This is a genomic window from Pseudomonas sp. R3.Fl (assembly GCF_023516765.1).
Lineage (GTDB): Bacteria > Pseudomonadota > Gammaproteobacteria > Pseudomonadales > Pseudomonadaceae > Pseudomonas > Pseudomonas citronellolis.
Genome location: NZ_JAMGSO010000001.1, coordinates 1,980,057 through 2,006,433 on the forward strand (window position 1 = coordinate 1,980,057; position 26,377 = coordinate 2,006,433).

26 protein-coding genes are annotated in these 26,377 nt (G+C 68.1%); 14 read left to right on the forward strand and 12 right to left on the reverse strand.

What is annotated here, in order from left to right:
- Nucleotides 1-193 precede the first annotated feature (193 nt).
- Both M8R19_RS08415 and M8R19_RS08420 read right to left on the reverse strand, forming a co-directional pair.
- Nucleotides 194-1,816: an MFS transporter gene (locus tag M8R19_RS08415; RefSeq protein WP_249917556.1), complete on the reverse strand. Its 1,623-nt coding sequence runs from the start codon at nt 1,814-1,816 to the stop codon at nt 194-196.
- Nucleotides 1,817-1,936: 120 nt separating this feature from the next.
- A complete protein-coding gene (locus tag M8R19_RS08420; protein WP_249917557.1) occupies nt 1,937-3,595 on the reverse strand; it encodes a GMC family oxidoreductase in 1,659 nt (552 codons plus the stop codon).
- A gap of 116 nt (nt 3,596-3,711) precedes the next feature.
- Between M8R19_RS08420 and M8R19_RS08425 the strand changes: the two genes are divergently transcribed.
- On the forward strand, nt 3,712-4,665 hold the full coding sequence (locus tag M8R19_RS08425; RefSeq protein ID WP_249917558.1) for a LysR family transcriptional regulator: 954 nt from the start codon (nt 3,712-3,714) through the stop codon (nt 4,663-4,665).
- A gap of 397 nt (nt 4,666-5,062) precedes the next feature.
- Nucleotides 5,063-5,545, forward strand: a complete 483-nt coding sequence (locus tag M8R19_RS08430) for a BRO-N domain-containing protein (protein ID WP_249917559.1) — start codon at nt 5,063-5,065, stop codon at nt 5,543-5,545.
- Nucleotides 5,546-5,913: 368 nt separating this feature from the next.
- Here M8R19_RS08430 and M8R19_RS08435 read toward each other — a convergent pair whose 3' ends face one another.
- From M8R19_RS08435 to M8R19_RS08450, 4 genes are all read right to left on the reverse strand, one after another.
- A complete protein-coding gene (locus M8R19_RS08435; RefSeq protein ID WP_249917560.1) occupies nt 5,914-6,456 on the reverse strand; it encodes a P-loop NTPase family protein in 543 nt (180 codons plus the stop codon).
- Nucleotides 6,457-6,756: 300 nt separating this feature from the next.
- Nucleotides 6,757-7,239: a serine protease inhibitor ecotin gene (gene eco / locus M8R19_RS08440; protein ID WP_058487278.1), complete on the reverse strand. Its 483-nt coding sequence runs from the start codon at nt 7,237-7,239 to the stop codon at nt 6,757-6,759.
- 113 nt (nt 7,240-7,352) lie between these two features.
- Nucleotides 7,353-8,078, reverse strand: coding sequence for a DUF533 domain-containing protein (locus tag M8R19_RS08445; protein ID WP_249917561.1), 726 nt, complete (start codon nt 8,076-8,078; stop codon nt 7,353-7,355).
- A gap of 95 nt (nt 8,079-8,173) precedes the next feature.
- Nucleotides 8,174-8,890: a tellurite resistance TerB family protein gene (locus M8R19_RS08450; RefSeq protein ID WP_249917562.1), complete on the reverse strand. Its 717-nt coding sequence runs from the start codon at nt 8,888-8,890 to the stop codon at nt 8,174-8,176.
- 327 nt (nt 8,891-9,217) lie between these two features.
- Here M8R19_RS08450 and M8R19_RS08455 point away from each other — a divergent pair, with 327 nt between their 5' ends.
- The 8 genes from M8R19_RS08455 (at nt 9,218) to M8R19_RS08490 (ending at nt 18,138) form a co-directional block, all read left to right on the forward strand.
- Nucleotides 9,218-10,129, forward strand: coding sequence for a LysR family transcriptional regulator (locus M8R19_RS08455; protein WP_009616507.1), 912 nt, complete (start codon nt 9,218-9,220; stop codon nt 10,127-10,129).
- 120 nt (nt 10,130-10,249) lie between these two features.
- Nucleotides 10,250-11,758 (forward strand): gamma-aminobutyraldehyde dehydrogenase, encoded by a 1,509-nt coding sequence (locus tag M8R19_RS08460; protein ID WP_249917563.1) that lies wholly within the window; start codon nt 10,250-10,252, stop codon nt 11,756-11,758.
- A gap of 119 nt (nt 11,759-11,877) precedes the next feature.
- Nucleotides 11,878-13,023: a putative ABC transporter substrate-binding protein YdcS gene (ydcS, locus tag M8R19_RS08465; protein ID WP_249917564.1), complete on the forward strand. Its 1,146-nt coding sequence runs from the start codon at nt 11,878-11,880 to the stop codon at nt 13,021-13,023.
- Nucleotides 13,024-13,217: 194 nt separating this feature from the next.
- Entirely contained in the window at nt 13,218-14,246 is a 1,029-nt protein-coding gene (locus M8R19_RS08470) for an ABC transporter ATP-binding protein (protein WP_249917565.1), read from the forward strand.
- Between the two features lies 1 nt (nt 14,247).
- Entirely contained in the window at nt 14,248-15,198 is a 951-nt protein-coding gene (locus M8R19_RS08475) for an ABC transporter permease (protein ID WP_407072382.1), read from the forward strand.
- Nucleotides 15,188-15,994, forward strand: coding sequence for an ABC transporter permease (locus M8R19_RS08480; RefSeq protein WP_116422962.1), 807 nt, complete (start codon nt 15,188-15,190; stop codon nt 15,992-15,994). Before M8R19_RS08475 ends, M8R19_RS08480 begins: the two co-directional genes overlap by 11 nt.
- An 86-nt stretch (nt 15,995-16,080) precedes the next feature.
- Nucleotides 16,081-17,505 (forward strand): gamma-aminobutyraldehyde dehydrogenase, encoded by a 1,425-nt coding sequence (locus M8R19_RS08485; RefSeq protein WP_116422961.1) that lies wholly within the window; start codon nt 16,081-16,083, stop codon nt 17,503-17,505.
- A gap of 156 nt (nt 17,506-17,661) precedes the next feature.
- Complete coding sequence (locus M8R19_RS08490) at nt 17,662-18,138, forward strand: ester cyclase (RefSeq protein ID WP_043314958.1); 477 nt, start codon at nt 17,662-17,664, stop codon at nt 18,136-18,138.
- Between the two features lie 284 nt (nt 18,139-18,422).
- On the opposite strand, the gene M8R19_RS08495 is transcribed toward M8R19_RS08490, so the two are convergent.
- The 4 genes from M8R19_RS08495 to M8R19_RS08510 all read right to left on the reverse strand — a co-directional run bounded on the left by M8R19_RS08495 (nt 18,423) and on the right by M8R19_RS08510 (nt 21,539).
- Entirely contained in the window at nt 18,423-19,460 is a 1,038-nt protein-coding gene (locus M8R19_RS08495) for a zinc-dependent alcohol dehydrogenase family protein (protein ID WP_249917567.1), read from the reverse strand.
- 77 nt (nt 19,461-19,537) lie between these two features.
- The gene (locus tag M8R19_RS08500) at nt 19,538-19,867 is read right to left on the reverse strand and encodes a hypothetical protein (protein WP_074978806.1); all 330 of its coding nucleotides are present in this window, start codon (nt 19,865-19,867) and stop codon (nt 19,538-19,540) included.
- 136 nt (nt 19,868-20,003) lie between these two features.
- Complete coding sequence (locus tag M8R19_RS08505; RefSeq protein WP_116422959.1) at nt 20,004-21,110, reverse strand: NADH:flavin oxidoreductase/NADH oxidase; 1,107 nt, start codon at nt 21,108-21,110, stop codon at nt 20,004-20,006.
- Between the two features lie 102 nt (nt 21,111-21,212).
- Nucleotides 21,213-21,539, reverse strand: coding sequence for a ferric uptake regulator family protein (locus M8R19_RS08510; RefSeq protein ID WP_249917568.1), 327 nt, complete (start codon nt 21,537-21,539; stop codon nt 21,213-21,215).
- A 211-nt stretch (nt 21,540-21,750) separates the two neighbouring features.
- Here M8R19_RS08510 and M8R19_RS08515 point away from each other — a divergent pair, with 211 nt between their 5' ends.
- The 3 genes from M8R19_RS08515 to M8R19_RS08525 are packed head-to-tail and all read left to right on the forward strand — an operon-like array spanning nt 21,751 to nt 23,761.
- On the forward strand, nt 21,751-22,920 hold the full coding sequence (locus tag M8R19_RS08515) for a PepSY-associated TM helix domain-containing protein (RefSeq protein WP_116422958.1): 1,170 nt from the start codon (nt 21,751-21,753) through the stop codon (nt 22,918-22,920).
- 5 nt (nt 22,921-22,925) lie between these two features.
- Nucleotides 22,926-23,456, forward strand: coding sequence for a PA2404 family protein (locus M8R19_RS08520; RefSeq protein WP_064584149.1), 531 nt, complete (start codon nt 22,926-22,928; stop codon nt 23,454-23,456).
- Nucleotides 23,453-23,761: a hypothetical protein gene (locus M8R19_RS08525; protein WP_043271358.1), complete on the forward strand. Its 309-nt coding sequence runs from the start codon at nt 23,453-23,455 to the stop codon at nt 23,759-23,761. The genes M8R19_RS08520 and M8R19_RS08525 overlap by 4 nt, the downstream gene beginning before the upstream one ends.
- A gap of 10 nt (nt 23,762-23,771) precedes the next feature.
- Here M8R19_RS08525 and M8R19_RS08530 read toward each other — a convergent pair whose 3' ends face one another.
- On the reverse strand, nt 23,772-24,521 hold the full coding sequence (locus tag M8R19_RS08530) for an AraC family transcriptional regulator (RefSeq protein WP_043271359.1): 750 nt from the start codon (nt 24,519-24,521) through the stop codon (nt 23,772-23,774).
- A 67-nt stretch (nt 24,522-24,588) separates the two neighbouring features.
- Nucleotides 24,589-25,479: an ATP-binding protein gene (locus M8R19_RS08535; RefSeq protein WP_074978813.1), complete on the reverse strand. Its 891-nt coding sequence runs from the start codon at nt 25,477-25,479 to the stop codon at nt 24,589-24,591.
- Nucleotides 25,480-25,560: 81 nt separating this feature from the next.
- Here M8R19_RS08535 and M8R19_RS08540 point away from each other — a divergent pair, with 81 nt between their 5' ends.
- Nucleotides 25,561-26,367 carry an AraC family transcriptional regulator gene (locus M8R19_RS08540; protein WP_249917569.1) on the forward strand — a complete coding sequence of 269 codons (807 nt, stop codon included), beginning with the start codon at nt 25,561-25,563 and terminating at the stop codon, nt 26,365-26,367.
- The last annotated feature ends 10 nt before the right edge of the window (nt 26,368-26,377 follow it).

Sequence of the window (26,377 nt, forward strand, 5' to 3'; positions counted from 1 at the left end):
TCCGCCGAATCGCGGACAGAGTCCGCTCCTACAGGTTGACACCGAACTTTCCCGAGCGCGCCGGACAGCCCCCTCTCCCTTCAGGGAGAGGGTTGGGGAGAGGGAGCGGAGTCAACCTGAGACACAGTTGCCGCCGGAAAGCACCGTTCGCGAGCAAGCTCGCTCCTACGAAAAGCCCCCGGCAGCGCCAGGTTCAATCGGCATGGATGTCGTTATGCCGCGTCTCGCGCAGGAACAGCAGCGAGCACACCAGGCTCACGCCGGTGATCAGCACCGGATACCAGAGGCCGTAGAAGATGTTGCCGGTGTACACCACCAGGGCGAAGGAGATGGTCGGCAGCAGGCCGCCGAACCAGCCGTTGCCGATGTGGTACGGCAGCGACAGCGAGGTGTAGCGGATGCGCGTCGGGAACAGCTCGACCATCAGCGCCGCCAGCGGGCCGTAGCAGCAGGTGGCGATGAAGATCAGCGCCACGATGATGGCGATCACCATCGGCCGGTTCACCAGCGAGGCGTCGGCCTGGGTCGGGTAGCCGGCTTCCTTCACCGCGGCGCCCAGGGCGGCGGCGTCGAAGCCTTCGATGCGCTTCTCGCCCACGCTTACCACCAGCTCGCTGCCGGCCGGTGCGGCCTGGGTGCTGTAGGGCACGCCGCCCTTCACCAGCAGGGTCTTGGCCTTGTCGCAGGGGCTGTCGAATTTGGCCTTGCCCACCGGGTCGAACTGGAAGGTGCAGGTGGCCGGGTCGGCCATCACCACCACCGGCGCCTGGCGCGAGGCCTGGTCGATCTGCGGGTTGGCGTAGTGGGTCAGGGCCTTGAACAGCGGGAAGTAGAACACCGTCGCCAGTAGCAGGCCGACCACCAGCACCGGCTTGCGCCCGACCTTGTCGGACACCCAGCCGGCCAGCACGAACAGCGGCGCGCCTATCACCAGGGAGATGATCAGCAGCACGTTGGACAGCCCCGGGTCGACCTTGAGCACCTGGGTGAGGAAGAACATCACGTAGAACTGCGCGGCGTAGAAGGTCACCGCCTGGCCGGCGTTGATGCTGAACAGGGCGATCAGCACGATCTTCAGGTTGCTCCAGCGGGTGAAGGACTCCTTCAGCGGCGACTTGCTGATCTTGCCCTCGGCCTTCATCTTCAGGAATGCCGGCGACTCCTGCATGGACAGGCGAATCCAGGTGGAAATGCCCAGCAGCACGATGGAAATCAGGAACGGCAGGCGCCAGCCCCAGGTCTCGAAGGCCCCGCCGGTGGCCTGGCGGCAGCCCCAGATCACCAGCAGCGACAGCAGCAGGCCGGCGGTGGCGGTGCACTGGATCCAGCTGGTGTAGGCGCCGCGCTTGTTGGCCGGGGCGTGCTCGGCGACGTAGATGGCCGCGCCGCCGTATTCGCCGCCCAGGGCCAGGCCCTGCAGCAGGCGCAGAGCGATGAGGATGATCGGCGCGGCCACGCCGATGCTGGCGTAGGACGGCAGCAGGCCGACGCAGAAGGTCGACAGGCCCATCAGCAGGATGGTGGCTAGGAAGGTGTACTTGCGCCCGATCATGTCGCCCAGGCGGCCGAACACCAGGGCGCCGAAGGGCCGCACCAGGAAGCCGGCGGCGAAGGCCAGCAGGGCGAAGATGAAAGCGGTGGTGTCGTTGACGCCGGCGAAGAACTGCTTGCTGATGACCGCTGCCAGCGATCCGTAGAGGAAGAAGTCGTACCACTCGAACACGGTGCCGAGCGAGGAAGCGAAGATCACCTTGCGCTCTTCGCGGCTGCTGGAGCGCCCCCGTTCGAACGACTGGGGCTGTGCTAGATCGGTCATTACGGCTCTCCTGCCCCTCGTGGGGGCTCTTATTGTTGTTTCAGCCTCGACCGCCACGGCCCGGGGGCCGCGCGACGCTGTCTGCTGTCGAACCTCGTGTTCGTCCCGCCGGGGTGGCCGTCAGGACAGGGCCTTCTCCTCCCGACCGCTGATAGGGATGACCTCCGCCTGCCGCGAGGGTTCGGCCAGAATCATCCGCGCCGCCTTCTCGGCGATCACCAGCACCGGCGAGCAGCTGTTGCCGGAAGTCAGGCTGGGCATGATCGAAGCGTCGGCGATGCGCAGGCCGGGGATGCCGTGCACGCGCAGCTGGCTATCGACCACGGCATTCGGCCCGCTGCCCATGCGGCAGGTGCCGGCGGGGTGGAAGATGGTGGTGCCGATGTCCGCCGCGGCGCGGTGCAGGTCTTCCTCGCTGTGGAAGTCCGGGCCGGGCTTGTATTCCTCCGGGTGGAAGCGCGCCAGGGCCGGCGCGGCGGCGATGCGGCGGGTCAGGCGGATGGCGTCGGCGGCTACCTTGAGGTCTTCCGGGTGGCTCAGGTAGTTGGGCTGGATCAGCGGCTTGGCGCGCGGGTCGGTACTGCGGATGCGCACGCTGCCGCGGCTTTGCGGACGCAGGTCGCACACCGAGGCGGTGAAGGCCGGGAAGGCGTGCAGCGGCTCGCCGAAGCGCTCCAGCGACAGCGGCTGCACGTGGTATTCGAGGTTGGCCGAGGCCTGGCCGGGGTCGGACTTGGCGAAGGCGCCCAGTTGGCTCGGCGCCATGGACAGCGGGCCGCTGCGCTTGAACAGGTACTCCAGGCCCATGCCGACCTTGCCCCAGGGCGTGGCGGCGATGCGGTTCAGCGTGCGGGTGCCCTGGATGCGGTAGATCAGCCGCAGCTGCAGGTGGTCCTGCAGGTTCTCGCCGACGCCGGCCAGCTCGTGGCGCACACCGATGCCCAGTTGCTCCAGCAAGGGCCGCGGGCCGATGCCCGAACGCTGCAGCAGGGTCGGCGAGCCGATGGCGCCGGCGCACAGGATCACCTCGCGGCGCGCCCGCAGTTCGCGGCGGGCGCCCTGCCAGTCCACCACCAATCCTTTGGCGCGGCCGTCTTCGAGGATCAGTTGCTGCGCCTCGACATTCGTCAGCACCAGCAGGTTCGGGCGCTGCTCGACCGGGCGCAGGAAGGCCTTGGAAGCATTCCAGCGCACGCCGCCGCGCTGGTTCACCTGGAAGTAGCCGCAGCCTTCGTTGTCGCCGCCGTTGAAGTCGTCCACCGAAGCGATGCCGGTCTGCGCCGCCGCCTCGCGGAAGGCATCGAGGATTTCCCAGGACAGCCGCTGCTGCTCCACCCGCCATTCGCCGCCGCCGTGGTGGATGGCGCTGTCGCCGGCGAAGTGGTCCTCCATGCCGAGGAACAGCGGCAGCAGGTCGTTCCAGCCCCAGCCGGGGTTGCCCTCGGCGGCCCAGCCGTCGTAGTCGCGGGCCTGGCCGCGCATGTAGATCATGCCGTTGATCGACGAGCAGCCGCCGAGCACGCGGCCGCGGGGGTACTTGATGGCGCGGCCGTTGAGGCCGGGAACGGACTCGGTATCGAAGCACCAGTCGGTGCGCGGGTTGCCGATGCAGTAGAGGTAGCCGACGGGGATGTGGATCCAGGGGTAGTTGTCCGGGCCGCCGGCTTCGATCAGCAGCACACGGTTGGCCGGGTCGGCGGACAGCCGGTTGGCCAGCAGGCAACCGGCGGGGCCGGCCCCTACGATCAGGTAGTCGAAAGCGTCCAGTGCCTGGGGCATGGGCTGACCTCTTGTTGTTCTTATCGATGCGTCGCTTGAGGCTAGCCGCTCATTCGCGATAAAAAAACGAACATTTCGAGTCAGCTGCTGATCGTTTTCTAACAACGGAGCCCGCCATGTTCGACTGGAACGACCTGCGCTACTTCCTCGAACTGCACCGCAGCGGCCGCCTGCTGGCCACCGCGCGCAAGCTGAACACCACCCACGCCACCGTGGCCCGGCACATCGAAAACATCGAGCGCGACCTGGGCACCCAGCTGTTCGCCCAGCACACCGGCGGCTACCAGCTGACCCCGGCGGGCCTGGCGCTGCTCAGGCACGCCGAGGCCATGGAGAACACCGCCCTGCTCGCCCAGGAAGAAATGAGCCAGAGCATCAGCCCCCTGGGCCAGGTGCGCCTGGGCGTGACCGAGGGCCTGGGCACCATGTTCCTCGCCCCGCGCCTGGGCGAACTGATGCGCCAGTACCCGGGCCTCGAGCTGGAACTGGTGTCGGTGCCGCGCTTCGTCAGCATCACCAACCGCGAGGCGGACATCGCCATCACCCTGGAAAGGCCCAACGCCGACCTGGTGATCAGCCGCCGCCTGACGCGCTACCGCCTGAGCCTGTTCGCCAGCCCCGCCTACCTGGAAAAGGCCCCGCCCCTGCGCGACCGCGACGACCTGTGCAAGCACCAGTGGATCGGCTACGTGGACGACCTGCTGTTCAGCCAGGAACTGATGTTCCACCACAGCTTCTGCCGCCACCCCCAGGTGGTGTTCCGCAGCACCAGCGTGGTGGCCCAGCAACAAGCCGCCCAGGCCGGCGTCGGCCTGGCCATCCTCCCGCAGTTCATGGGCCTGCACGACCCGCTGCTGGTGCCGGTGCTGCCGGAGGAATTCATCGAGCGGGAGTACTGGATGTGTACGCGGCGGGAGTTGCACCGGTCGGTGCGACTGAGGTTGGTTTGGGATTTTCTGGTGGGGTTGTGTGAGCGGGAGCAGGGCGTGTTGATGGGGGAGCCGAAGACTGGAATGATAACAGGCCTCCCCGGAGGAACAAAGCTGGCGGAACATCAGCCGCAAGACTGATGTTCCGCCGATATTAAGCAGTTATTTCTTTCTAGACTTTCCAGCGTCGCTACGCTTCTCGCGAATCTGGCCGTCGTTGTTCCTGGAGCGTGGCTGCTCTCCACCGCCAGGTTTAGGGACGTTCACATTAGGGTTGATGGGTCTTCTATCGGTCATATCTTCCGCCTTAACAAGTTGTCTCTAGTACATCCATCAAACAGGCAGGTAATACCGCTGCTGGCCGAGGCCAAACCCAAGAATAGCCAATAGCCATCATCCTTCAACTATCCCAACCTGGGTCTTAACGCATTGCCGCCCTCAATCTAAAAACGTAAATTCCTCTCATGGTGCTGAACACACCCTCACGGCGGAATACATGCCCGTCAGCATGGAGCGTATCTGAAAGGACGCAACATCCATGTCTATTTCCATTTCCACGACGTCTGTCCAGCCCCAGCTCATTCCCACCCACTTCTACCGCCACAAACGCCGCCTCCGCGCCCTGCTGATCGAAGGCCAGCCCTGGTTCGTCGTGCACGACCTGGGCAAGTTGATGAATGCCTTTCTGCAGGATCGCCTGGCGCGCAATCTCGATCCGGATCAGTTGCGTCGCGCCATGCTGCGCAATGACAACGGCTTGGCCGAAGAGGTGGAGTTGCTGAGCGAGTCCGCGGTGTATGCCGTGCTGATTCTTTTCCACCATCCGGAGAACCGTGGCATTCGCCAATGGATCAGCAATTCGGTGGTGCCGAGCCTACGGGATGTGGCTGAGCCTGCGCTGGGTGAGGTGCCGCAGCGGCGGTTGCTGCGTTGGGAGCAACAGCAGTTGAGCGTGCTGGATTGGCAGGGGCAGGTTTGGGTGCCGTTGCCGGAGTTGGCGCAGACGATGCGCTTGGGCTGAGGTCGGCACTCCGTGGCCTGGGCGGTTGGACGCTTTTGTAGGAGCGAGCTTGCTCGCGAACAGAGTTTCCCGGTCATGTCGGTGCCAGGCATGAGAGCGCCCTCTCCCTAACCCTCTCCCTGAAGGGAGAGGGGACTGTTGGGCAGGGTTGGACATCATAGTGTTAGCCGGCCACGATAGTGGTTCCGGCTGAAGCCATCCTTCCCCACTGGCACGGACAAGCCCCCTCTCCCTTCAGGGCGGGGCGCGTAGCCGAGGGCTGGGGAGAGGGGACGGATTCAACTGAAAACACCAGAGTCGCCGGCGAGCCTCCTTCGCGAGCAAGCTCGCTCCTACCAGTGAGGTGCTGGCGATTTAGGTCTCTGCACTCAGAAGTTGTGTTCCGCTGTCGCAGACGGACTCCAGTCCAACTCTCGGAGAAACTGCCTGACCTCACGTCGCGAGCGCAGATGGATGATGCGCCGCCCCTGCCGGTGCGCATCCAGCAATTCCATCACCTTGGGGCGGCTGCGCTTGGGGTAGTTCCAGATCCAGTTCAGGAATGCCGGGTCGGGCAGTTGTTCGGGGCAGCCTTCGGCCATATCCGGGCGGACTCGGCCGCGGTAGCGGAAGCCGCGCCATAGGGCGCGCCACAGGCAGAGCAACGGTGGCAGGTCGAGGAAGATCACGGTGTCGCAGGCGGCAAGGCGCTGCGCCAGGGTGCCGGAGTAGTTGCCGTCCATCACCCAGCGCTCGCCCAGGCAGAGCGCCTGTACGCGAGCCTGCCAGTCCGGTTTTTCCGGCTCTTGCCAGCCGGGCTGCCAGTACAGCGCGTCCATGTGGATGACCGGTAGCGCCAGGCGCTGGCCAAGGGTGGCGGACAAGGTGCTCTTGCCGCTGCCACCGGAGCCGATGATCAGGATTCTTTGCACAGAACGCTCCCTGTTGGCCTGCTGCGGGCCGCGTATTGTGCGGCAACCCTGGCGTTGACGTTAAGTGAGTCCAGGCGAACTGCATCGCAGGCCGAACCGTGGCGCTCTTCGTAGGATGGGTGGAGCGAAGCGATACCCATCGCCCTGCCCGGCCGAGTGCCGGCCCTGTCAGCAGGATCGCGGATAAGATCCGCTCCTACGCTGCCACACCCGCGCCATTCCCATGTAGGAGCGCGCCCTGCGCGCGATTTCGCGGGCAGGGCCCGCTCCTACGAGGACGCATGGGCTTGGTCGGGGGGCTTACTCGGCGCGGGCGTGTTCGACCTTGTCCGAGGCGGACCAGATGCGGTAGCGGACTTCGATGTCTTTCGGCGCGTAGATCACGATCGGCAGCTTGCTGTTGTAGCGCAGCAGGAAGCCGTCGCCGACCACCGGTACGAAGTCCTTCTTGCTGGCACCTTGCGGGCAGGCCATCAGGGTGCTGGCCGGGCCGCCGACCTTGTCCAGGCGGTAGTAGGGGTAGCCCCAGCCCTCCAGGGTCTTTTCTTCCAGGCTGCCGCCCAGGCGTTGACGGTTGCAGTCGACGGTCAGGGTCTTGCCGGCCAGGACTTCGACCTTGAAGTTCTCTTCGTGAGCTTGCTGCGGCAGGTGGATGACCTGCCGCACGAAGCCGTCTTCGGCCTTGGGATAGGGCGCCACGTCTTCGAGTTTGGCGGCGTTGGCCAGGGTGGCGGTGGCGCTGAGCAGCAGCGCGGTGGAGAGGGTGAAACGGGTGAAGGGCATGACGCCTCCTTGCCGGTTGAAGGGCGAACGCAGGATACATTCGTCCGGATTGATTGCGTCCCTTCGACCATGTGCCTGTGCGAATGCGCGGCCCAGGGCCGCGCGAAGTTGTTTCAGGCTACTTCACCGCCGGTCTTGGCCTGCTGTTCCAGGTGCGCCTGCAGTTCCGGGTCGAGCTGCAGCTGGTAGGCCAGTTCGTCCAGGTAGTTGCGCTCGCTTTCCTGCTGGTCGTCCACCAGCATCACGCTGGCCAGGTACATCTCCGCGGCCTTGCCCGGGTCGCCTTGCGCGGCCTGAGCCACGTCGGCGGCTTCGAGGGGTTTCTGCACCTCGTTGTCGAGCCAGGCCTGCAGTTCCGGTTCGCCGGCGTGGCGAGAGATTTCGGCGTAGATCGCCTGCTTTTCCTTGTCGTCGATGCGGCCGTCGGCCTTGGCCGCGGCGATCAGGGCGATGAGGATGGCATGGCTGTGGGCTTCGGCTTCGTCGCCAGAGAGCTGGTCGACGGTGGTCGGCGCCTGTTGCGGCGCGGCGGCCGCCTGTTGTCGTTGCCAGTTCTGGTAGGCCTGGAAGGCCATCATGCCCAGGGAGGCGAGCATGGCGTAGTTGACCCCGCCGCCGCTGGAGCGGCCCTGGCTGGCCGGGGCGCCGCCGCCGAGCATGCTGCCCAGCACGCCGCCGAGGCCGCCCAGGCCTCCGGCCGCTGCGCCACCGCCGGCGGCTCCGCCGAGCAGGCCGCCAAGCAACCCGCCAAGGCCACCCAGGCCGCCTCCGCCGCCCTGTTGCGCCTGCGCGCCCTGGCCGGCCCGCAGCAGTTGTTCCAGCAGATCCGTGGTGTTCATGGCAGCGCCCTCGGCGTGGTTGCGGTCAGGCAACGATAGTCCCGGTGGCGGATTCCGCCAATGCCGTCCGGGACTATTCAGGGGCGCGCTGAGAATCAGGCCGGCAGTGCCTGCAGGGCCTTCTGCGCCTGGGCTTCCAGCTCGGCCTTGAGGCCCGGGTCGAGGCTCAGCTGGCGGGCCAGTTCGTCGAGGTAGGCGCGCTCCATGTAGTTCTCCTCGTCGACCATCAGCAGGCTGGCCAGGTACATCTCGGCGGCCATTTCCTCGCTCTGCGCGGCCCCCGCCACTTCCCGCGGGTCCAGCGGCTTGGCCAGTTCGCGGTCGAGCCAGCCCTGCAGTTCCAGGTCGCCGGTGAGCTTGGCGATCTCGCCGTCGATCAGTTGCCGCTCGCGGGCGTCGATGTGGCCGTCGGCCTTGGCCGCCGCCACCAGGGCGCGGAGGATGGCGTGGCTGTGGGCCTCGGCTTCCACCGGCGGCAGGCGGTCCACCGTCTGCGGCTCGCCGCGCGGCGCGCTGGCCTGCTGGCGCTGCCAGTTGCCGTAGGCCTTGTAGGCGATCACCCCGAGGGCGGCCAGGCCACCGTAGGTGACGACCTTGCCGCCCATCTTCCGCGCCTTCTTGCTGCCCAGCAGCAGGCCCAGCGCGCCGGCGGCCAGGGCGCCGCCACCGGCGCCGGAGAGCAGGCTGCCAAGGTCCAGGCCGCCCTTGCCCTGGGCCTGGCCGGGCTGGCCGCCGCTCTGGGCGAGGCCCTTGTTCTGCAGGAGTTCCTGGCCGGATTTGAGCAGTTGGTCGAGCAGGCCACGGGTGTTCATGGCGGTCTCCTGGGTCGGTTGAGGGAAACCTCGACTCTAGCGCCCGCTCCCGTGGGTACGCAGGCGCAGAGTGCTTCGGGATATTGCTGGGCCGGGCGAATCGCGGGCGGGGCCCGCTCCTACAGGTGCAGGAGAACGTCGTCGTAGGATGGGTTGAGCGAAACGACACCCATCGCCGCGGCTCGCGAATGATCCCCGCGGCGGAATCCGTTCGCGAGCAAGCTCGCTCCTACGAAGAGCAGGCAGGTTGGGCGGGTGCTTTCATTCGATTTAAAAGAATGCTCCTATAGATTTTCGATAAAGCACAAAAGCCATGGCCCGCCACCCATGATGACCCTGCGCCAGATCCGCCATTTCATCGCCGTCGCCGAGACCGGCTCGATCTCCGCCGCCGCCCAGGCGGTGTTCATTTCCCAGTCCACCCTGACCCTGGCCATCCAGCAACTGGAGGAGGAAATCGGCGTGCGCCTGTTCGAGCGCCACGCCAAGGGCATGACGCTCACCCACCAGGGCCACCAGTTCCTGCGCCAGGCACACCTGATCCTGGCCACGGTGGAGAACGCCAAGCGCAGCCTGCAGCAGAGCACCGACAAGGTCGCCGGCAGCCTGACCATCGGCGTGACCAGCCTGGTCGCCGGCTACTACCTGGCCGACCTGATCACCCGCTTCCAGCGCGCCTACCCCAACGTGCAGACGCGCGTGGTGGAGGACGAGCGGCCTTATATAGAGCACCTGCTGGTGAGCGGCGAGATCGACGTCGGCGTGCTGATCCTCTCCAACCTGGAGGACCGCCACGCCCTGCAGACCGAGGTGCTCACCCACTCGCCGCACCGCCTCTGGCTGCCAGCCCAGCACCCGCTGCTGGAGCGCGACAGCATCGGCCTGGCGGACGTCGCCGGGGAGCCGCTGATCCAGCTCAACGCCGACGAGATGGGCCTGCACACCCAGCGCATCTGGTCGCGCGCCGGGCTGGTGCCGCAGGTGACGCTGCGCACCGCCTCGGTGGAGGCCGTGCGGAGCCTGGTGGCCGCCGGCCTCGGCCTGTCGATCCAACCGGACATGACCTACCGCCCCTGGTCGCTCGAGGGCGACATCATCGAGGCGCGCCCGCTGGTGGACCTGGGCGAGCCGCTGGACGTCGGCCTGGCCTGGCGCCGCGGCACGGCGCGGCCGGCGCTGGTGGACCCGTTCCTCACCGTGGCCCGCGAACAGCCCAACGCCAAGCGGCCTTCCATCTAGCAGCATTCGATTTAATCGAATGCCACTTTCAGTATTTAGAATTTGTCGACCTCAGGTCCGGAATCTAGTCTCTGGCTTCATACAAAAGGGCCAGTTCCGGGCAACCCACCGGAGCAACCCATGGCCCCCGAAAACAAGACCGAGAAGAAAAGAGCCGCGAAGATGAACGCCCTGGCGAGCACCCCGACCCTGTACACCGAGCTGCTGATCGACGGTCAGCTGACGCCCAGCCAGGGCCTCGCCGAGGCGATCCTCAACCCCGCCAGCGGCGAAACCCTGGTCTCGGTCGCCGATGCCTCTCCCGAGCAGATCGAACAGGCCATCGACGCCGCCCAGCGCGCCTTCCCGGCCTGGTCGCGGACCACCCCGGCGCAGCGCTCCGCCGCGCTGCTGGCCATCGCCGACGCCATCGACAAGCGCGCCGACGCCCTCGCCCGCCTGGAAGCCCTGAACTGCGGCAAGCCGCTGCACCTGGCGCGGCAGGACGACATCCCCGCCACCGCCGACGTGTTCCGCTTCTTCGCCGGCGCCGTGCGCTGCCAGCAGGGCCAGTTGGCCGGCGAGTACGTGCCCGGGCACACCAGCATGGTGCGCCGCGACCCGGTGGGCGTGGTGGCCTCCATCGCGCCCTGGAACTACCCGCTGATGATGGCCGCATGGAAGATCGCCCCGGCCCTGGCCGCCGGCAACACCCTGGTGTTCAAGCCTTCCGAGCACACCCCGCTGTCGATCCTGGCGCTGGCCCCGGCGCTGGCGGACATCCTCCCGCCGGGCGTGCTCAACATCGTCTGCGGCGGCGGCGAGAACGTCGGCAGCCACCTGGTCGGCCACCCGCGGGTGCGCATGGTCTCGCTGACCGGCGATATCGTCACCGGGCAGAAGATTCTCCAGGCCGCCGCGCGCACCCTGAAGCGCACCCACCTGGAGCTGGGCGGCAAGGCGCCGGTCATCGTCTGCAACGACGCCGATATCGAGGCGGTCGTCCAGGGCGTGCGCACCCACGGCTACTACAACGCCGGGCAGGACTGCACCGCCGCCTGCCGCATCTACGCCCAGGCCGGCATCCACGACCGCCTGGTGGCCGAGCTGGGCGAGGCGGTGGCGAGCATCCGCTTCGCCCGCAAGCGCGATCAGGACAACGAGATCGGCCCGCTGATCAGCGCCCGCCAGCGCGACCGCGTGGCCAGCTTCGTCGAACGCGCCCTGGGCCAACCGCACATCGAGCGCGTGACCGGCGCCGCCGTGCACTCCGGCCCCGGCTTCTACTACCAGCCCACGCTGCTGGCCGGCTGCAAGCAGCAGGACGAGATCGTCCAGCGCGAGGTGTTCGGCCCGGTGGTCACGGTGACGCGCTTCGAGCAACTGGAACAGGCGGTGGACTGGGCCAACGACTCCGAATACGGCCTGGCCTCCTCGGTGTGGACGCAGAACCTGGACAAGGCCTTCCAGATCGCCAACCGCCTGCAGTACGGCTGCACCTGGATCAACACCCATTTCATGCTCGCCAGCGAGATGCCCCACGGCGGCCTCAAGCGCTCGGGCTACGGCAAGGACCTGTCCAGCGACTCGCTGCAGGACTACAGCGTGGTGCGCCACATCATGGCCCGCCACGGCGACCGCTTGGATTGAACGCCCCGGCGGGCCCGCCCGCCGGTACATAAGAAATGCCCCGGCGGTACGCCGCGCGAGGGCCGTTGCTCGATTGACACTGCCCCACCAATAGAGACAACAAACGAGGGAGACATCGCATGCGCAAGACAGCACTGTTCAGCGCCATCACCACCGCCCTGCTGGCCAGCGCCGGCGTACAGGCCGCCGACGCCATCAAGGCGGTCGGCGCCGGTGAAGGCCGCCTGGACATCATCGCCTGGCCGGGCTACATCGAACGCGGCCAATCCGACAAGGCCTACGACTGGGTCACCCAGTTCGAGAAGGACACCGGCTGCCAGGTCAACGTGAAGACCGCCGCCACCTCCGACGAAATGGTCAGCCTGATGGCCAAGGGCGGCTACGACCTGGTCACCGCCTCCGGCGACGCCTCGCTGCGGCTGATCTACGGCAAGCGCGTGCAGCCGATCAACCCCGAGCTGATCCCCAACTGGAAGAACGTCGACGCGCGCCTGAAGGACGCGCCCTGGTACACCGTCAACGGCAAGACCTACGGCACCCCGTACCAGTGGGGCCCGAACGTGCTGATGTACAACACCAAGGTCTTCCCCAAGGCGCCGGACAGCTGGAGCGTGGTGTTCCAGGCGCAGGACCTGCCCGACGGCAAGCCGAACAAGGGCCGCGTGCAGGCCTACGACGGCCCGATCTACATCGCCGACGCCGCGCTGTACCTGAAGAGCACCCAGCCGGAACTGAGCATCCAGGACCCGTACCAGCTGACCGAGGCGCAGTACAGCGCCGTGCTCGACCTGCTGCGCAAGCAGCATTCGCTGATCCACCGCTACTGGCACGACGCGACCGTGCAGATGAGCGACTTCAAGAACGAAGGCGTGGCCGCCTCCAGCTCCTGGCCGTACCAGGCCAACGCGCTGAAGGGCGAGAAGCAGCCGATCGCCACCGTGTTCCCGAAGGAAGGCGTCACCGGCTGGGCCGACACCACCATGCTGCACGCCGAGGCCGCGCACCCGAACTGCGCCTACAAGTGGATGAACTGGTCGCTGGAGCCCAAGGTGCAGGGCGACGTCGCCGCCTGGTTCGGCTCGGTGCCGGCCGCGCCGGAAGGCTGCAAGGCCAGCGAGCTGCTGGGCGCCGAAGGCTGCGCCACCAACGGCTTCGACCAGTTCGCCAGGATCGCCTTCTGGAAGACCCCGCAGGCCGAGGGCGGCAAGTTCGTGCCCTACAGCCGCTGGACCCAGGACTACATCGCGATCATGGGCGGCCGCTAAGCCAGCGCCGTAGGGACATTCGTAGGATGGGTTGAGCTCCGCGAAACCCATCACCCCGGAGCGATGCCACATCGATGGGTATCGCTTCGCTCAACCCATCCTACGTCCCGCTTTCCCGACATCCGTTTCTGATTCACCCGATTTTTCCGGGCAGGGCCTTCGCACGCCGAATTCCTGCCCCTGGAGCGTGCCCCATGACCACCCCCGCTGTTCAATTCACCCAGGTCTCCCGCCAGTTCGGCGAGGTGAAAGCCGTTGACCGGGTGTCCATCGACATCAAGGACGGCGAGTTCTTCTCCATGCTCGGCCCCTCGGGCTCGGGCAAGACCACCTGCCTGCGCCTGATCGCCGGTTTCGAACAGCCCTCCTCCGGCTCCATCCGCATCCATGGCCAGGAGGCCGCCGGCCTGCCGCCGTACCAGCGCGACGTGAATACCGTGTTCCAGGACTACGCGCTGTTCCCGCACATGAACGTGCTGGAGAACGTCGCCTACGGCCTGAAGGTGAAAGGCGTGGGCAAGGCCGAGCGCCTCAAGCGCGCCGAGGAAGCCCTGGGCATGGTCGCCCTCGGCGGCTACGGCAGCCGCAAGCCGGTGCAGCTCTCCGGCGGCCAGCGCCAGCGGGTGGCCCTGGCCCGCGCCCTGGTCAACCGCCCGCGCGTGCTGCTGCTGGACGAACCCCTGGGCGCGCTGGACCTGAAGCTGCGCGAGCAGATGCAGAGCGAGCTGAAGAAGCTGCAGCGCCAGCTGGGCATCACCTTCATCTTCGTCACCCACGACCAGAGCGAAGCGCTGTCGATGTCCGACCGCGTGGCGGTGTTCAACAAGGGCCGCATCGAGCAGGTCGACACCCCGCGCAACCTGTACATGCAGCCGGCCACGCCCTTCGTCGCCGAGTTCGTCGGCACCTCCAACGTGCTGCGCGGCGACCTCGCCCAGAGCCTCACCGGCAACACCCAGCCGTTCTCCATCCGCCCCGAGCACATCCGCTTCGCCAGCGGCGAGCGCGGCGCCGGCGACCTGGAGATCAGCGGCCTGCTGCACGACATCCAGTACCAGGGCGCCGCCACCCGCTACGAAATCCGCCTGGACAACGGCCAGAACCTCTGCCTGAGCCAGGCCAACAGCCAGTGGGACGCCGCCGCCGTGGCCCACCAGCCGGGGCAGCGCGTGACCGCGCGCTGGGCGCGCGAGGCCATGGTGGCGCTGAACGAGGGCGCCTGAGATGGAGCTGACGATGAACGCGCAGGCGCCCACGGCCGGCAACGGCCCGCTGCGGCGCCTGTCCAACCTGCTGTACCGCAAGCCGACGCTGTACCTCTCGCTGCTGCTGGTGCCGCCGCTGCTGTGGTTCGGCGCCATCTACCTGGGCTCGCTGCTGACCCTGATGTGGCAGGGCTTCTACACCTTCGACGACTTCACCATGACGGTGACGCCGGACCTGACCTGGGCCAACTTCGCCGCCCTGTTCACCCCGGCCAACTTCGACATCATCCAGCGCACCCTGGCGATGGCGGTCGCGGTGTCCATCGCCAGCGGCGTGGTGGCCTTCCCCATCGCCTACTACATGGCGCGCTACACCAGCGGCAAGACCAAGGCGTTCTTCTACATCGCGGTGATGATGCCGATGTGGGCCAGCTACATCGTCAAGGCCTACGCCTGGACCCTGCTGCTGGCCAAGGGCGGCGTGGCCATGTGGTTCGTGCACCACCTCGGCCTGCAATGGCTGCTGGACCTGCTGATGGACGTGCCCGGCGTGGGCGGCAACACCCTGTCCACCTCGAACCTGGGGCGCTTCCTGGTGTTCGTGTACATCTGGCTGCCGTTCATGATCCTGCCGATCCAGGCCTCCCTGGAGCGCCTGCCGCCGTCGCTGCTGCAAGCCTCGGCCGACCTTGGCGCGCATCCGCGGCAGACCTTCGCGCAGGTCATCCTGCCGCTGTCGATCCCGGGCATCGCCGCCGGCTCGATCTTCACCTTCAGCCTGACCCTCGGCGACTTCATCGTGCCGCAGCTGGTGGGCCCGCCGGGCTACTTCATCGGCAGCATGGTCTACGCCCAGCAGGGCGCGATCGGCAACATGCCGATGGCCGCCGCTTTCACCCTGGTGCCCATCGTGCTGATCGCCGTGTACCTGTCCATCGTCAAACGCCTGGGGGCCTTCGATGCACTCTGACAAAGCCTCCTGGGGTCTGAAAGCCGCCGCCTGGGGCGGGCTGGTGTTCCTGCACTTCCCGATCCTGATCATCTTCATGTACGCGTTCAACACCGAAGACGCCGCGTTCAGCTTCCCGCCACAGGGCTTCACCCTGCACTGGTTCAGCGTCGCCTTCGGCCGCCAGGACGTGCTGGAGTCGATCACCCTGTCGCTGAAGATCGCCTGCATCGCCACCCTGATCGCCATGCTCCTGGGCACCCTGGCCGCGGCCGCGCTGTACCGCCGCGACTTCTTCGGCAAGGAGGGCATCTCGCTGATGCTGATCCTGCCGATCGCCCTGCCCGGCATCATCACCGGCATCGCGCTGCTGTCGGCGTTCAAGACGCTGGGGATAGAACCGGGCTTCCTGACCATCGTCATCGGCCACGCGACCTTCTGCGTGGTGATCGTCTACAACAACGTGATCGCCCGTTTCCGCCGCACCTCCCACAGCCTCATCGAGGCCTCGATGGACCTGGGCGCCGACGGCTGGCAGACCTTCCGCTACGTGATCCTGCCGAACCTCGGCTCGGCCCTGCTGGCCGGCGGCATGCTGGCCTTCGCCCTGTCCTTCGACGAGATCATCGTCACCACCTTCACCGCCGGCCACGAACGCACCCTGCCGATCTGGCTGCTCAACCAACTGACGCGCCCGCGCGACGTGCCGGTGACCAACGTGGTGGCCATGTTGGTGATGCTGGTGACCATGCTGCCGATCCTCGGCGCCTACTACCTGACCAAGGGTGGCGAGGGCGTGGCGGGCAGCGGCAAATAGAACCCCCTCAGGACTGCCGCAAGCGGCGGGCCCACAAGAAAGACCAACGATTACGCCACAAGCTCCTGACCAAGAGGACTTAAAGAATGCAAACCAAACTGCTGATCAACGGCCAACTGGTCGCTGGCGAAGGCGAGAAGCTCGCCGTGCTCAACCCCTCCCTGGGCACCACCCTGGTGGAGATCGCCGAGGCCACCCCGGCCCAGGTCGACGCCGCCGTGCAGGCCGCCGACGCCGCCTTCGACGCCTGGTCGCAGACCGCGCCGAAGGACCGCTCGCTGCTGCTGCTGAAACTGGCCGACACCATCGACGCCCACGCCGAGGAACTGGCGCGCCTGGAATCCAACAACTGCGGCAAGCCCTACAGCGCCGCGCTGAACGACGAACTGCCGGCCATCGCCGACGTGTTCCGCTTCTTCGCCGGCGCCAGCCGCTGCCTGCAGGGTTCCGCCGCCGGCGAATACCTGCCCGGGCACACCTCGATGATCCGCCGCGACCCGATCGGCGTGGTCGCCTCCATCGCGCCCTGGAACTACCCGCTGATGATGGTCGCGTGGAAACTCGGCCCGGCCCTGGCCGCCGGCAACACCGTGGTGCTCAAGCCCTCCGAGCAGACCCCGCTGACCGCCCTGCGCCTGGCCGAACTGATGGCCGACATCTTCCCCGCCGGCGTGGTCAACCTGGTCTTCGGCCGCGGCCCGAGCGTCGGCGAGCCGCTGACCACCCACCCGAAGGTGCGCATGGTCTCGCTGACCGGCTCGGTCGCCACCGGCAGCCGCATCATCGCCGGCACCGCCGACACCGTGAAGCGCATGCACATGGAGCTGGGCGGCAAGGCCCCGGTAATCATCTTCGACGACGCCGACATCGACGCCGCCGTGGAAGGCATCCGCACCTTCGGCTTCTACAACGCCGGCCAGGACTGCACCGCTGCCTGCCGCATCTATGCGCAAAAGGGCATCTACGCCAAATTCGTGCAGAAACTGGGCGAAGCCGTCGCCAGCATCCGCTACGGCGAGCAGGACGACCCGGACACCGAACTGGGCCCGGTAATCACCGAGCAGCACCTGGAGCGCGTCATCGGCTTCGTCGAGCGTGCCCGCCAGCTGCCGCACATCGAGGTGGTCACCGGCGGCAAGCGCGCCGACCGCCCCGGCTTCTTCTTCGAGCCGACCGTGCTGGCCGGCGCCCGCCAGGACGACGAAGTGGTGCGCCGCGAGATCTTCGGCCCGGTGGTCTCGGTCACCGAGTTCGACGACGAAGCGCAGGCGCTGGCCTGGGCCAACGACTCCGACTACGGCCTGGCCAGCTCGGTGTGGACCAGCGACATCGGCCGCGCCCACCGCCTGGCGGCCCGCCTGCAGTACGGCTGCACCTGGGTCAACACTCACTTCATGCTGACCACCGAGATGCCCCATGGCGGCATGAAGCTTTCCGGCTACGGCAAGGACATGTCCATGTACGGGCTGGAGGACTACACCGCCGTTCGTCATGTGATGTTCAAACACTGAGGCAAGTCGCTGGGCCCCCGCGTTCGCGGGGGTGACGGGGTTAGCTAGCGCACGATCTCCCATCGTCATTCCCGCGAACGCGGGAACCCAGCGACTCCCCGGCACTCAGGGCCACCCGGCCCACAACCCGCGGGCGCGCCCGCAACGGAGGCAAGCATGCGTCACCTCGTCAGAGCGTTCTACCTGCTGTCGCTGTTCACCCTCGCCGGCCTGGCCCAGGCTGGCGAGACGCCGAAACAGATAGTCGACGCCTACATGGCCGCGTGGAACGCCCACGACGCCGAGAAGGCCGCCGGCTACCTGGCCAAGGACGCGGAGTACTTCGACGTCACCGTCGGCACCCCGCAGAAGGGCCGCGAGGCCGCGCGCGACAACGTGATCAAGGTCTTCGTCGGCGCCGTGCCGGACCTGAAGTGGAAGATGAACGGCAAGCCCATCGTCGACAAGGACGGCATCGCCTTCCAGTGGACCTTCAGCGGCACCAACACCGGCGCCTGGGACGCGCAGACGCCGGCGACCAACAAGCCGCTGTCGTTCGACGGTGTGAGCTACGTGAAGGTCAAGGATGGCAAGATCGTTTACCAGGGGGACTACTACGACGCCCTTGGGTTGCATAAGCAATTGGGGTGGTGAGGTTAACGTGGGGCTGTTGGTGCTATGCCCACCAGCCCTCTCCCCCCGTCCTGGCTGCGCGCCCCGCTCCGAAGGGAGAGGGAGCTATCCGTGCCTGCGGAAACGTGTGGTGCTAACCGGCGAGCATCGATATTGCGCTTCAAACCATAAGGCCCCCTCTCCCTTCAGGGAGAGGGTTGGGGAGAGGGAGCGGAGTCAATCCATCACGCCAACATCGCAGGAATGCACGGTTCGCGAGCAAGCTCGCTCCTACGAAAATACGAAAATACGCAAAGCCCCCGCCATCAAACCTCGATAATCACCTTCAACGCCTTGTTCTGCGCCGCCTTGCCGAAGGTCTCGTAGGCCTGGAGGATGTCGTCCAGGGCGAAGCGGTGGGTGATCAGCTGTTCGGGCTGCAGCTTGCCGGCCTGCACGCTCTTGAGCAGCATCGGCGTGGTCACCGCGTCCACCAGGCGGGTGCGCAGGGTGATGTTGTGCGACCACAGGCGCTCCAGGTGCAACTCCACCGGCACCCCGTGTACGCCCAACACGGCGATGTCGCCGCCGGGTGCGATCAATTCCTCGCACAGGCTGAAGGTGCTCGGCACGCCCACCGCTTCCACCGCGCTGTCCACGCCCAGGCCGTCGGTCAGCGCCTTCACCTTCTCCAGCAGCTGCGGATCGCCGGCATTGAAGCAGTCGGTGGCGCCGAAGCCCTTCGCCACTTCCAGGCGGTTGTCGTCCAGGTCGATCATGATGATCCGCGCCGGCGAGTAGAACTGCGCGGTGAGCAGCGCGGCCAGGCCCACCGGGCCGGCGCCGACGATGGCGACGTTGCCGCCGGGCTGCACGCGGCCGTTGAGCACGCCGCACTCGAAACCGGTGGGGAGGATGTCGCTGAGCATCACCATGGCCTCCTCGTCCACCTCGGCGGGCAGGTGGTAGAGGCTGGTGTCGGCGTGGGGGATGCGCACCTTCTCGGCCTGGGTGCCGTCGATCAGGTGGCCGAGGATCCAGCCGCCGGTGCGGCAGTGCGAGGTCATGCCCTTGCGGCAGAAGTCGCACTTGCCGCAGGCACTGATGCAGGAGATCAGCACGCGGTCGCCGGGCTTGAACTGGCTGACCGCCGCGCCGACCTTTTCGACCACCCCGACGCCCTCGTGGCCGAGGATGCGTCCGGGCCTGCAGGCCGGCACGTCGCCCTTGATGATGTGCAGGTCGGTGCCGCAGAGGGTGGTGCGGACCAGGCGCACCACGGCGTCGCCGGGCGCCTGCAGTTCGGGGTCGGGGCGCTCTTCCAGGGCGATGTCGCCGACACCGCGGTAGACCAGGGCTTTCATGGCCGGGCTCCTTTCGGGGAATGGTCAGGACAGGCTAGCCCCGCCCCGGCGACAGACAGCTGATCCCGATCAAAGGCTCATTCGGCGGTGGGCAGCTCGGTGATATGGATTTCCGTCAGCAGCGGCTCGGGCTTGAGCTGGCTGCGCTTGAGCAGCGGGCAGAAGCGCGCCAGGCTGCCGATCAGCTCCCACTGGGTTTCCAGGTCGCCGGCCAGGTGGGCGATGTCGTTCAGGGCGCGCTGGCCGACCTGCTGCAGGTGCGGGTCGGTGCTGCGGCCCAGCTCCAGGGAAAGCTGGCCGATCAGGGTGCTGAGGGCGGACATGTTGCGCGTCGCCAGGGCCAGGATGTTCGCCAGCAGGGCGATCTCCGACTCCGGCACGGCGGAGGGTGGGGTGCGTGCGTCCATGCGTGTACCAGTGGCAAGTGCGTCGTCCTGACGCGTTGCGGCGGAGCATAGCAGCAAAATGCCTGCATGCGATCCATTTCACATTCTGTTGTAAGAAAGCGCCGGCGCGCCGCCCGACGGACGGCGCGCCATGGCCTCAGGCTTCGCCCAGGGGCTTGCGCATCGGCGTGCCGCGATGGGCCGCGCGCAGGTACTGCGCCGGCCAGGGCACCTGCTGGCCGCCCAGCTCGTCGGCGGCGTTGAGCGGCCAGTAGGGCTCGCGCAGCAGCTCGCGGGCCAGCAGGATCAGGTCGGCCTGGCCGGTGCGCAGGATGTGCTCGGCCTGCACCGGCTCGGTGATCATGCCGACGGTGCTGCTGGCGATCTCGGCCTCCTTGCGCACCCGCTCGGCGAACTGCGTCTGGTAGCCCGGGCCCACCGGAATCTCGGCGTTCACCGCGGTGCCGCCGGAGGACACGTCGATCAGGTCGACGCCCAGGTCCTTCAGGCGCCGGGCCAGCGCCACCGTCTCGTCGGGGTTCCAGCCGTCCTCCACCCAGTCGGTGGCCGACAGGCGCACCAGCAGCGGCAGTTCCTCAGGCCACACCTCGCGCACCGCCTGGGTCACTTCCAGCAGGTAGCGGATGCGGTTCTCGAAGCAGCCGCCGTACTGGTCGCGGCGCTGGTTGGACAGCGGCGAGAGGAACTGATGCAGCAGGTAGCCGTGGGCCGCGTGCACCTCCACCACCTTGAAGCCCGCCGCCAGGGCGCGCTCGGCGGAGCGGACGAAAGCCTGGGTGACCTCGGCCATCTGCGCCTCGGTCAGCGCCGTGGGCGTGGTGTGCTTGGGGTCGAAGGCAATGGCCGACGGCGCCAGCGGCACCCAGCCGCCCTCGGCCACCGGCATGCTCCCCGGCCTGCCCAGCCAGGGCGCGTAGGTGCTGGCCTTGCGCCCGGCGTGGGCCAGCTGGATGCCGGCCACCGCCCCCTGGGACTCGATGAAGCGGGTGATGCGCCGCAGGGGCTCGACCTGCTCGTCCTTCCACAGGCCCAAGTCGCGGTCGGTGATGCGCCCTTCCGGAACCACCGCGGTGGCCTCCACCAGGACCAGGCCCGCGCCGCCCACGGCGCGGCTGCCCAGGTGCACCAGGTGCCAGTCGTTGGCCAGGCCGTCCTCGGCCGAGTACTGGCACATGGGGGAAACGCCGATGCGGTTGGGCAAGGTCAGTTGGCGCAGGGTCAGGGGCTCGAACAGCTGGCTCATGGCTACACTCCCTCAGGTTCTTTCAACGAATGATCGACACTTCAACTGTAGACCGGGTTGGCCGGCCGACACGTCAATCGTTCGTCCACGAACCCCTGGGCCCTAGGCCAACAGCTCTGTCTCCAGGCCGTAGCGGCGCTGCGCATCGCGACGCAGCACGCCGCTGGCATGCAGGCGCCGCAAGGTCTGGCGCACGCAGTTGGGCGAAATGGGCGCGGCTTCGTCCAGCAGGCGCTGGTGCAGCGCCGAAACGCTGTAGAAGCCGCCGGAGCAGAGCACGTCCAGTACCTTCAGGCGCGGCAGGCTGCAACGCAGGCCGGCGCGCTCGAGCAGCTTGCGCGCCGGGCGCAGTTCACGGCGCAGCGCCAGCGGCAGGACCTCGGGCCGGCCGTCGGCGGCCGCGTCGGGGAAGCGATGGTGGAGGGTCACGAAAGAGTCCTTTTCCGGGCCGCCATTGCGGCTTTCTCTAATGAAGACGAACGAGCGGGGCAAAACCGGCAACCGGAGCGATGAAATAATTTATTGCAAACCCACTGGCCGATTTCTCCGTCTCATCCGTCCTTATCCATAGAATCCCCGGCCAATGGCGGGGCCCCGGTGGCATCGCCGCCTCCTCCACTGCGTGAAGCCTGAAGTCCCCATGTCCAAGAAATCCCGTGCCAGGAACTGGTTCCTGATCCACAGCTGGCTGGCCTTGCCCATCTGGTTCTTCGTCTTCCTGGTGTGCATCACCGGCACCCTGGCCACCGTCAGCCAGGAGATCGTCTGGCTGGCCAACCCGGCCATCCGCGCCAACGCGCCGCCCGGCAACGCCCAGCGCCTGGGCTACGACGCCCTGCTGGCCGCGGTCCGGCGCCAGCAGCCGCAGGCCCATGTGCAGGGCCTGCGCGTGCCGAGCGAAGAGCACTTCGCCGTGGAGGCCCAGGTCAGCTACCCGGACGCGCGCAACGCCACCCTCTACGTCAACCCGTACAGCGGCGCCATCCAGGGCGAGGCGCCGCTGTTCGACTTCCGCAACTTCACCCGCGCCCTGCACGGCTGGTGGCTGGTGCCCTTCAGCCACGGCTACAGCTGGGGCTGGTACCTGGTGACGCTGCTGGGCCTGCCGATGCTGGCCTCGCTGGTCACCGGGCTGGTGGTCTACAAGCGCTTCTGGCGCGGCTTCCTCGCCCCGCGCCTGCGCCTGAACCAGGGCGCGCGCATCTTCTGGGGCGACTTCCACCGCCTGACCGGCATCTGGTCGATCTGGTTCATCGCGGTGATCGCCGTCAGCGGCACCTGGTTCCTGGTCCAGGCGGTGCTCTACGACAACGCCATTTCCATCTCCAGCGAGGGCGTGCCGGCCATCATCCAGCCCGAGCAGGTGCCGCCGGGCGTCGACGGCGGGCCGCCGCCGCGCATCGGCCTGGATCAGGCGGTGGCCGTCGCGCAGCGCGAGATTCCCGGCTTCGAGCCGCGCTACCTGGCGCTGCCGGGCGATGCCTTCGCGCCCATCGGCCTGCTCGGCCACGGCTGGTTCCCGCTGCTGTTCGAGCGCGCCAAGGTCAACCCCTACGATGGCAGCCTGGCCGCCACCCGGCGCCTGGGCGACCGCAGCGGCCTGGAGTTCTTCAGCGAATCCATGCGCCCGCTGCACGTGGGCGACTTCGGCGGGCTATGGGTGAAGCTGATCTGGTTCGCCTTCGGCCTGCTGCTCAGCCTGATGGTGCTCAGCGGCCTGCAGATCTGGAGCAAGCGCACCCTGCTGGCCACCGCCAAGCAGTTGAAGAAGCAACGCACCCCGCAGCGCACCGCGGCCCTCACGGAGTGAACGCCATGCCCGCCCGTCAACCTTCGCGCCTGCGCCGCCAGTGGCTGCGCTGGCGCTTCCACCTCAGCGCCCTGCTGGTGCTGATCCCCCTCGGCTACCTACCGGCGTTCCTCCACGACGCCCGCGTCGACCGCGGCCTCACCGGCCTGGGCGAACGCGAGGTCGGCGAACTGCAGGTCGGCCCCTGGCGCGCGCGCCTGGCCGAATGGGAAGTCGGCGATCCCGAGGACGAAGGCCGCGCCGGCCACCTCAAGGCCTTCACCCTGGCCTGGTGCCAGGGCTGCGAGCAGCGCATCCGCGCGGCCTACCTGCGCATCGGCCGGCCCTACAGCCTGAGCGCCCCCGGCGCGCTGCTCAGCGGCAGCCCGTACCAGCAGTTCACCGAGGTGGCGGTGCCGCCACGCGCCCGCGCCGACGACCAGCTGTGGCTGACCGTCGAAGCCTGGGACGGCAGCGTGCACCAGGCCAGCCTGCCCCTCGCCGAGGCCTCCCCGTCGCTGGTGGCCTGGCTCGACCGCCAAGGAGCGTCCCGATGAAAGCCCTGCTTCCCCTCCTCCTGCTGGGCCTCGCCCCGCAGGCAATGGCCCACGCGCCCTTCCTCGAATGCAAGGCCCTGGACGCCGAGCGCATCCGCTGCCTGGGCGGCTTCAGCGACGGCAGCCAGGCGCAGGGCGTGAAGCTGCGGGTCCTCGGCCATGACGGCCAGACGCTGCTGGAAGAACGCCTGGGCGCCGACTCCAGCCTGACCTTCCAGCGCCCGGCGGTGCCCTACTTCGTGCTCTTCGACGTCGGCCCCGGCTACCGCGCCGAGGTCGACTCCCGCGACATCGCCGGCCCCTGAGGCGGCCGGCTCAACCGCGGCGCAGGGCCCCGGGCGTGAGCCCCAGGTAGCGGCGCATCGCCGTGGTCAGGGCGCTCTGGCTGGAGAAGCCGCACTCTTCCGCCACCCGCACCAGCGCCAGGTCGGTTTCGCGCAGCAGGCGCGCGGCGGCGTCCAGGCGCTGCTTGAGCAGGTACTGGTGCGGCGTCAGGCCGACGCTGTCCTTGAACTGGGCGTGGAAATGGCTGGGGCTCAGGCAGGCCACCTGGGCCAGTTCGGCCACCGTGATGCGCCGCGCCAGGTGGCTGCGGATGTGCCCGTCCAGGCGCTGCATGTCCAGCGGGCCGGTGGCCGGCCGGGGTGTCTCGCCGAACAGGCGCAGATGCAGGGCGCGCAGCAGTACGCCGCCCAGCGCCCTGGCCAGCAGCGGGTCGCTGCCATAGCGCGCCAGTTCCGCGCCGGCGTAGCTGAGCAGGTTCTGGAAGTCGGCATCCAGCGTCGGGTAGCGCGGCGCCTCGAACAGCCGTGCCAGCAGCTCGCGGTCCTCGTCCGCCACGCCTGGCGCCTGCAGGTCGAGGATCAGCATGCGGTTGTCGCCCGTGCCGGCGAAGGCGTGCCGGGCGTCCCCCGGCACCAGGCAGGCGCGCATGCGGCAGACCTCGCCGCCGCGCCCGTCGACCTCGAACTCGGCGCGGCCGGCCAGGGCCATCACCAGTTGGTGATGTTCGTGGTCGTGGGCGTGGGACTGCTCGGGCAGGCGAGCGAGGCGTGCGTGCAACATCGGCAGGAGGCGTGCGTGGCTTTCCCGCACTCTAGCGAAGTTGCGCGGCCCTGCCCAGCCGCGCCGGTCAGCCGGCGTGGCGCCCGGCGTAGTCGCGGGCGAACTGCGCGGCGATGCGCCCGGAGCGCGAGCCACGGTGGGTGGCCCAACGGATCGCCTCGGCGCGGCTGGCCTCGATGTCCTCCTCGCCCAGGCCGTGGGACTGCAGCCAGCGCGCCACCGCCTCCAGGTATTCGTCCTGGCTGAAGGCATAGAAGGAAATCCACAGGCCAAAACGTTCGGACAGCGAGACCTTCTCTTCCACCGCCTCGCCCGGGTGCAGCTCGCCGTTCTCGCCGCGGGAGAAGGCCAGGTTGTCGGCGGCGCGCTCGGCCAGCAGGTGGCGGCGGTTGGAGGTGGCGTAGATCAGCACGTTGCCGGCCTGCCCCGCCACCGAGCCGTCGAGCACCGTCTTCAGGCCCTTGTAGCCGGTCTCGCCGTCCTCGAAGGAGAGGTCGTCGCAGAACAGGATGAAGCGCTCCGGGCGCTGGCGGACCAGCTCGATGATCTGCGGCAGGTCGCCCAGGTGCTCCTTGTCCACCTCGATCAGGCGCAGACCCTCGGCGTGGAAGGCGTGCAGGCAGGCCTTCACCAGCGAACTCTTGCCGGTGCCGCGGGCGCCGGTGAGCAGCACGTTGTTGGCCGGGCGGCCCTGGACGAACTGGCGGGTGTTGCGCTCGATCAGCGCCTTCTGCCGCTCGACGTTGCGCAGGTCGTCGAAGGCGATCAGCGCCGGCTCGCGCACCGGCGTCAGCTGCGCCTGGGCCACCCCGGCGTGGGGGCGGTATTCCCAGAGGTAGGCGATCACTCCCGGCTGCAGCGCCTGGGCCGGCTGCGGCGGCAGGTTGCGCTGCAGCAGGTCGGCGATGCGGGTGAGCTGTTCGGTGAGCGGTTGCAGGGCACTGGCGAAATCGGACATGGGAAAAACCGGGCGCGAGGGGATTGGCGAGCATGCTAGTAACGGGCGAGACTGGCCGTCTAACGCAAAACGGGCGATGAAATGCGAGAAGCGGACATTCCCTCCATCCACGGCGACCAGCACGCCACCGGCCCGGTGACCGCCGTCGCCCTGGACTACGCCGACGGCCACCAGGTGCCCAGCCACAGCCACCAGCGCGCGCAACTGCTCTATGCGGTGCGCGGGGTGCTGGTGGTGGGCACTGCCGGCGGCCTCTGGGTGGTGCCGGACAACCGCGGCCTGTGGATTCCCGCCGGCGTCGAGCACTGGACGCGGATGGTCGGCGAAGTACGCGTGCGCACCCTCTACATCGAGCCGGACAGCGCGCCGCACCTGCCCACCGCATGCACGGTGCTGGCCATCTCGCCGCTGCTGCGCGAGCTGATCCTGGCCGCCGTCGGCATCGCCGGCGAGGTTCCGGCGGACAGCCGCGACGGCCGCGTGCTGCGCCTGCTGCTCGACGAGCTGACCAGCGAGCCGGCGCTGCCCCTGCACCTGCCGCTGCCCAACGAGCCGCGCCTGCGCCGGCTGTGCCGGGACATGGGCCTGGAAGCCGGGCTCCAGGACTGGGCCGCGCGGGCCAAGGTCGACGCCAAGACGGTGCGCCGCTGGTTCCTGCGCGACACCGGGCTGACCTTCGGCCAGTGGCGCCAGCAGGCCCGGCTGCTGCGCGCCCTGGAGCTGCTGGGCAGCGGCGTCAGCGTGCTGGAGGCGGCGCTGGAGGTCGGCTACTCCACGCCCAGCGCCTTCAGCGCCATGTTCAGCCGCCAGTTCGGCCGCCCGCCCAGCGACTTCCTGCGCCCGCCGCGGGAAACCTCCGGCAACAGGCCGCGCTCGTCGGGGAATTGAAAGTCGCGGG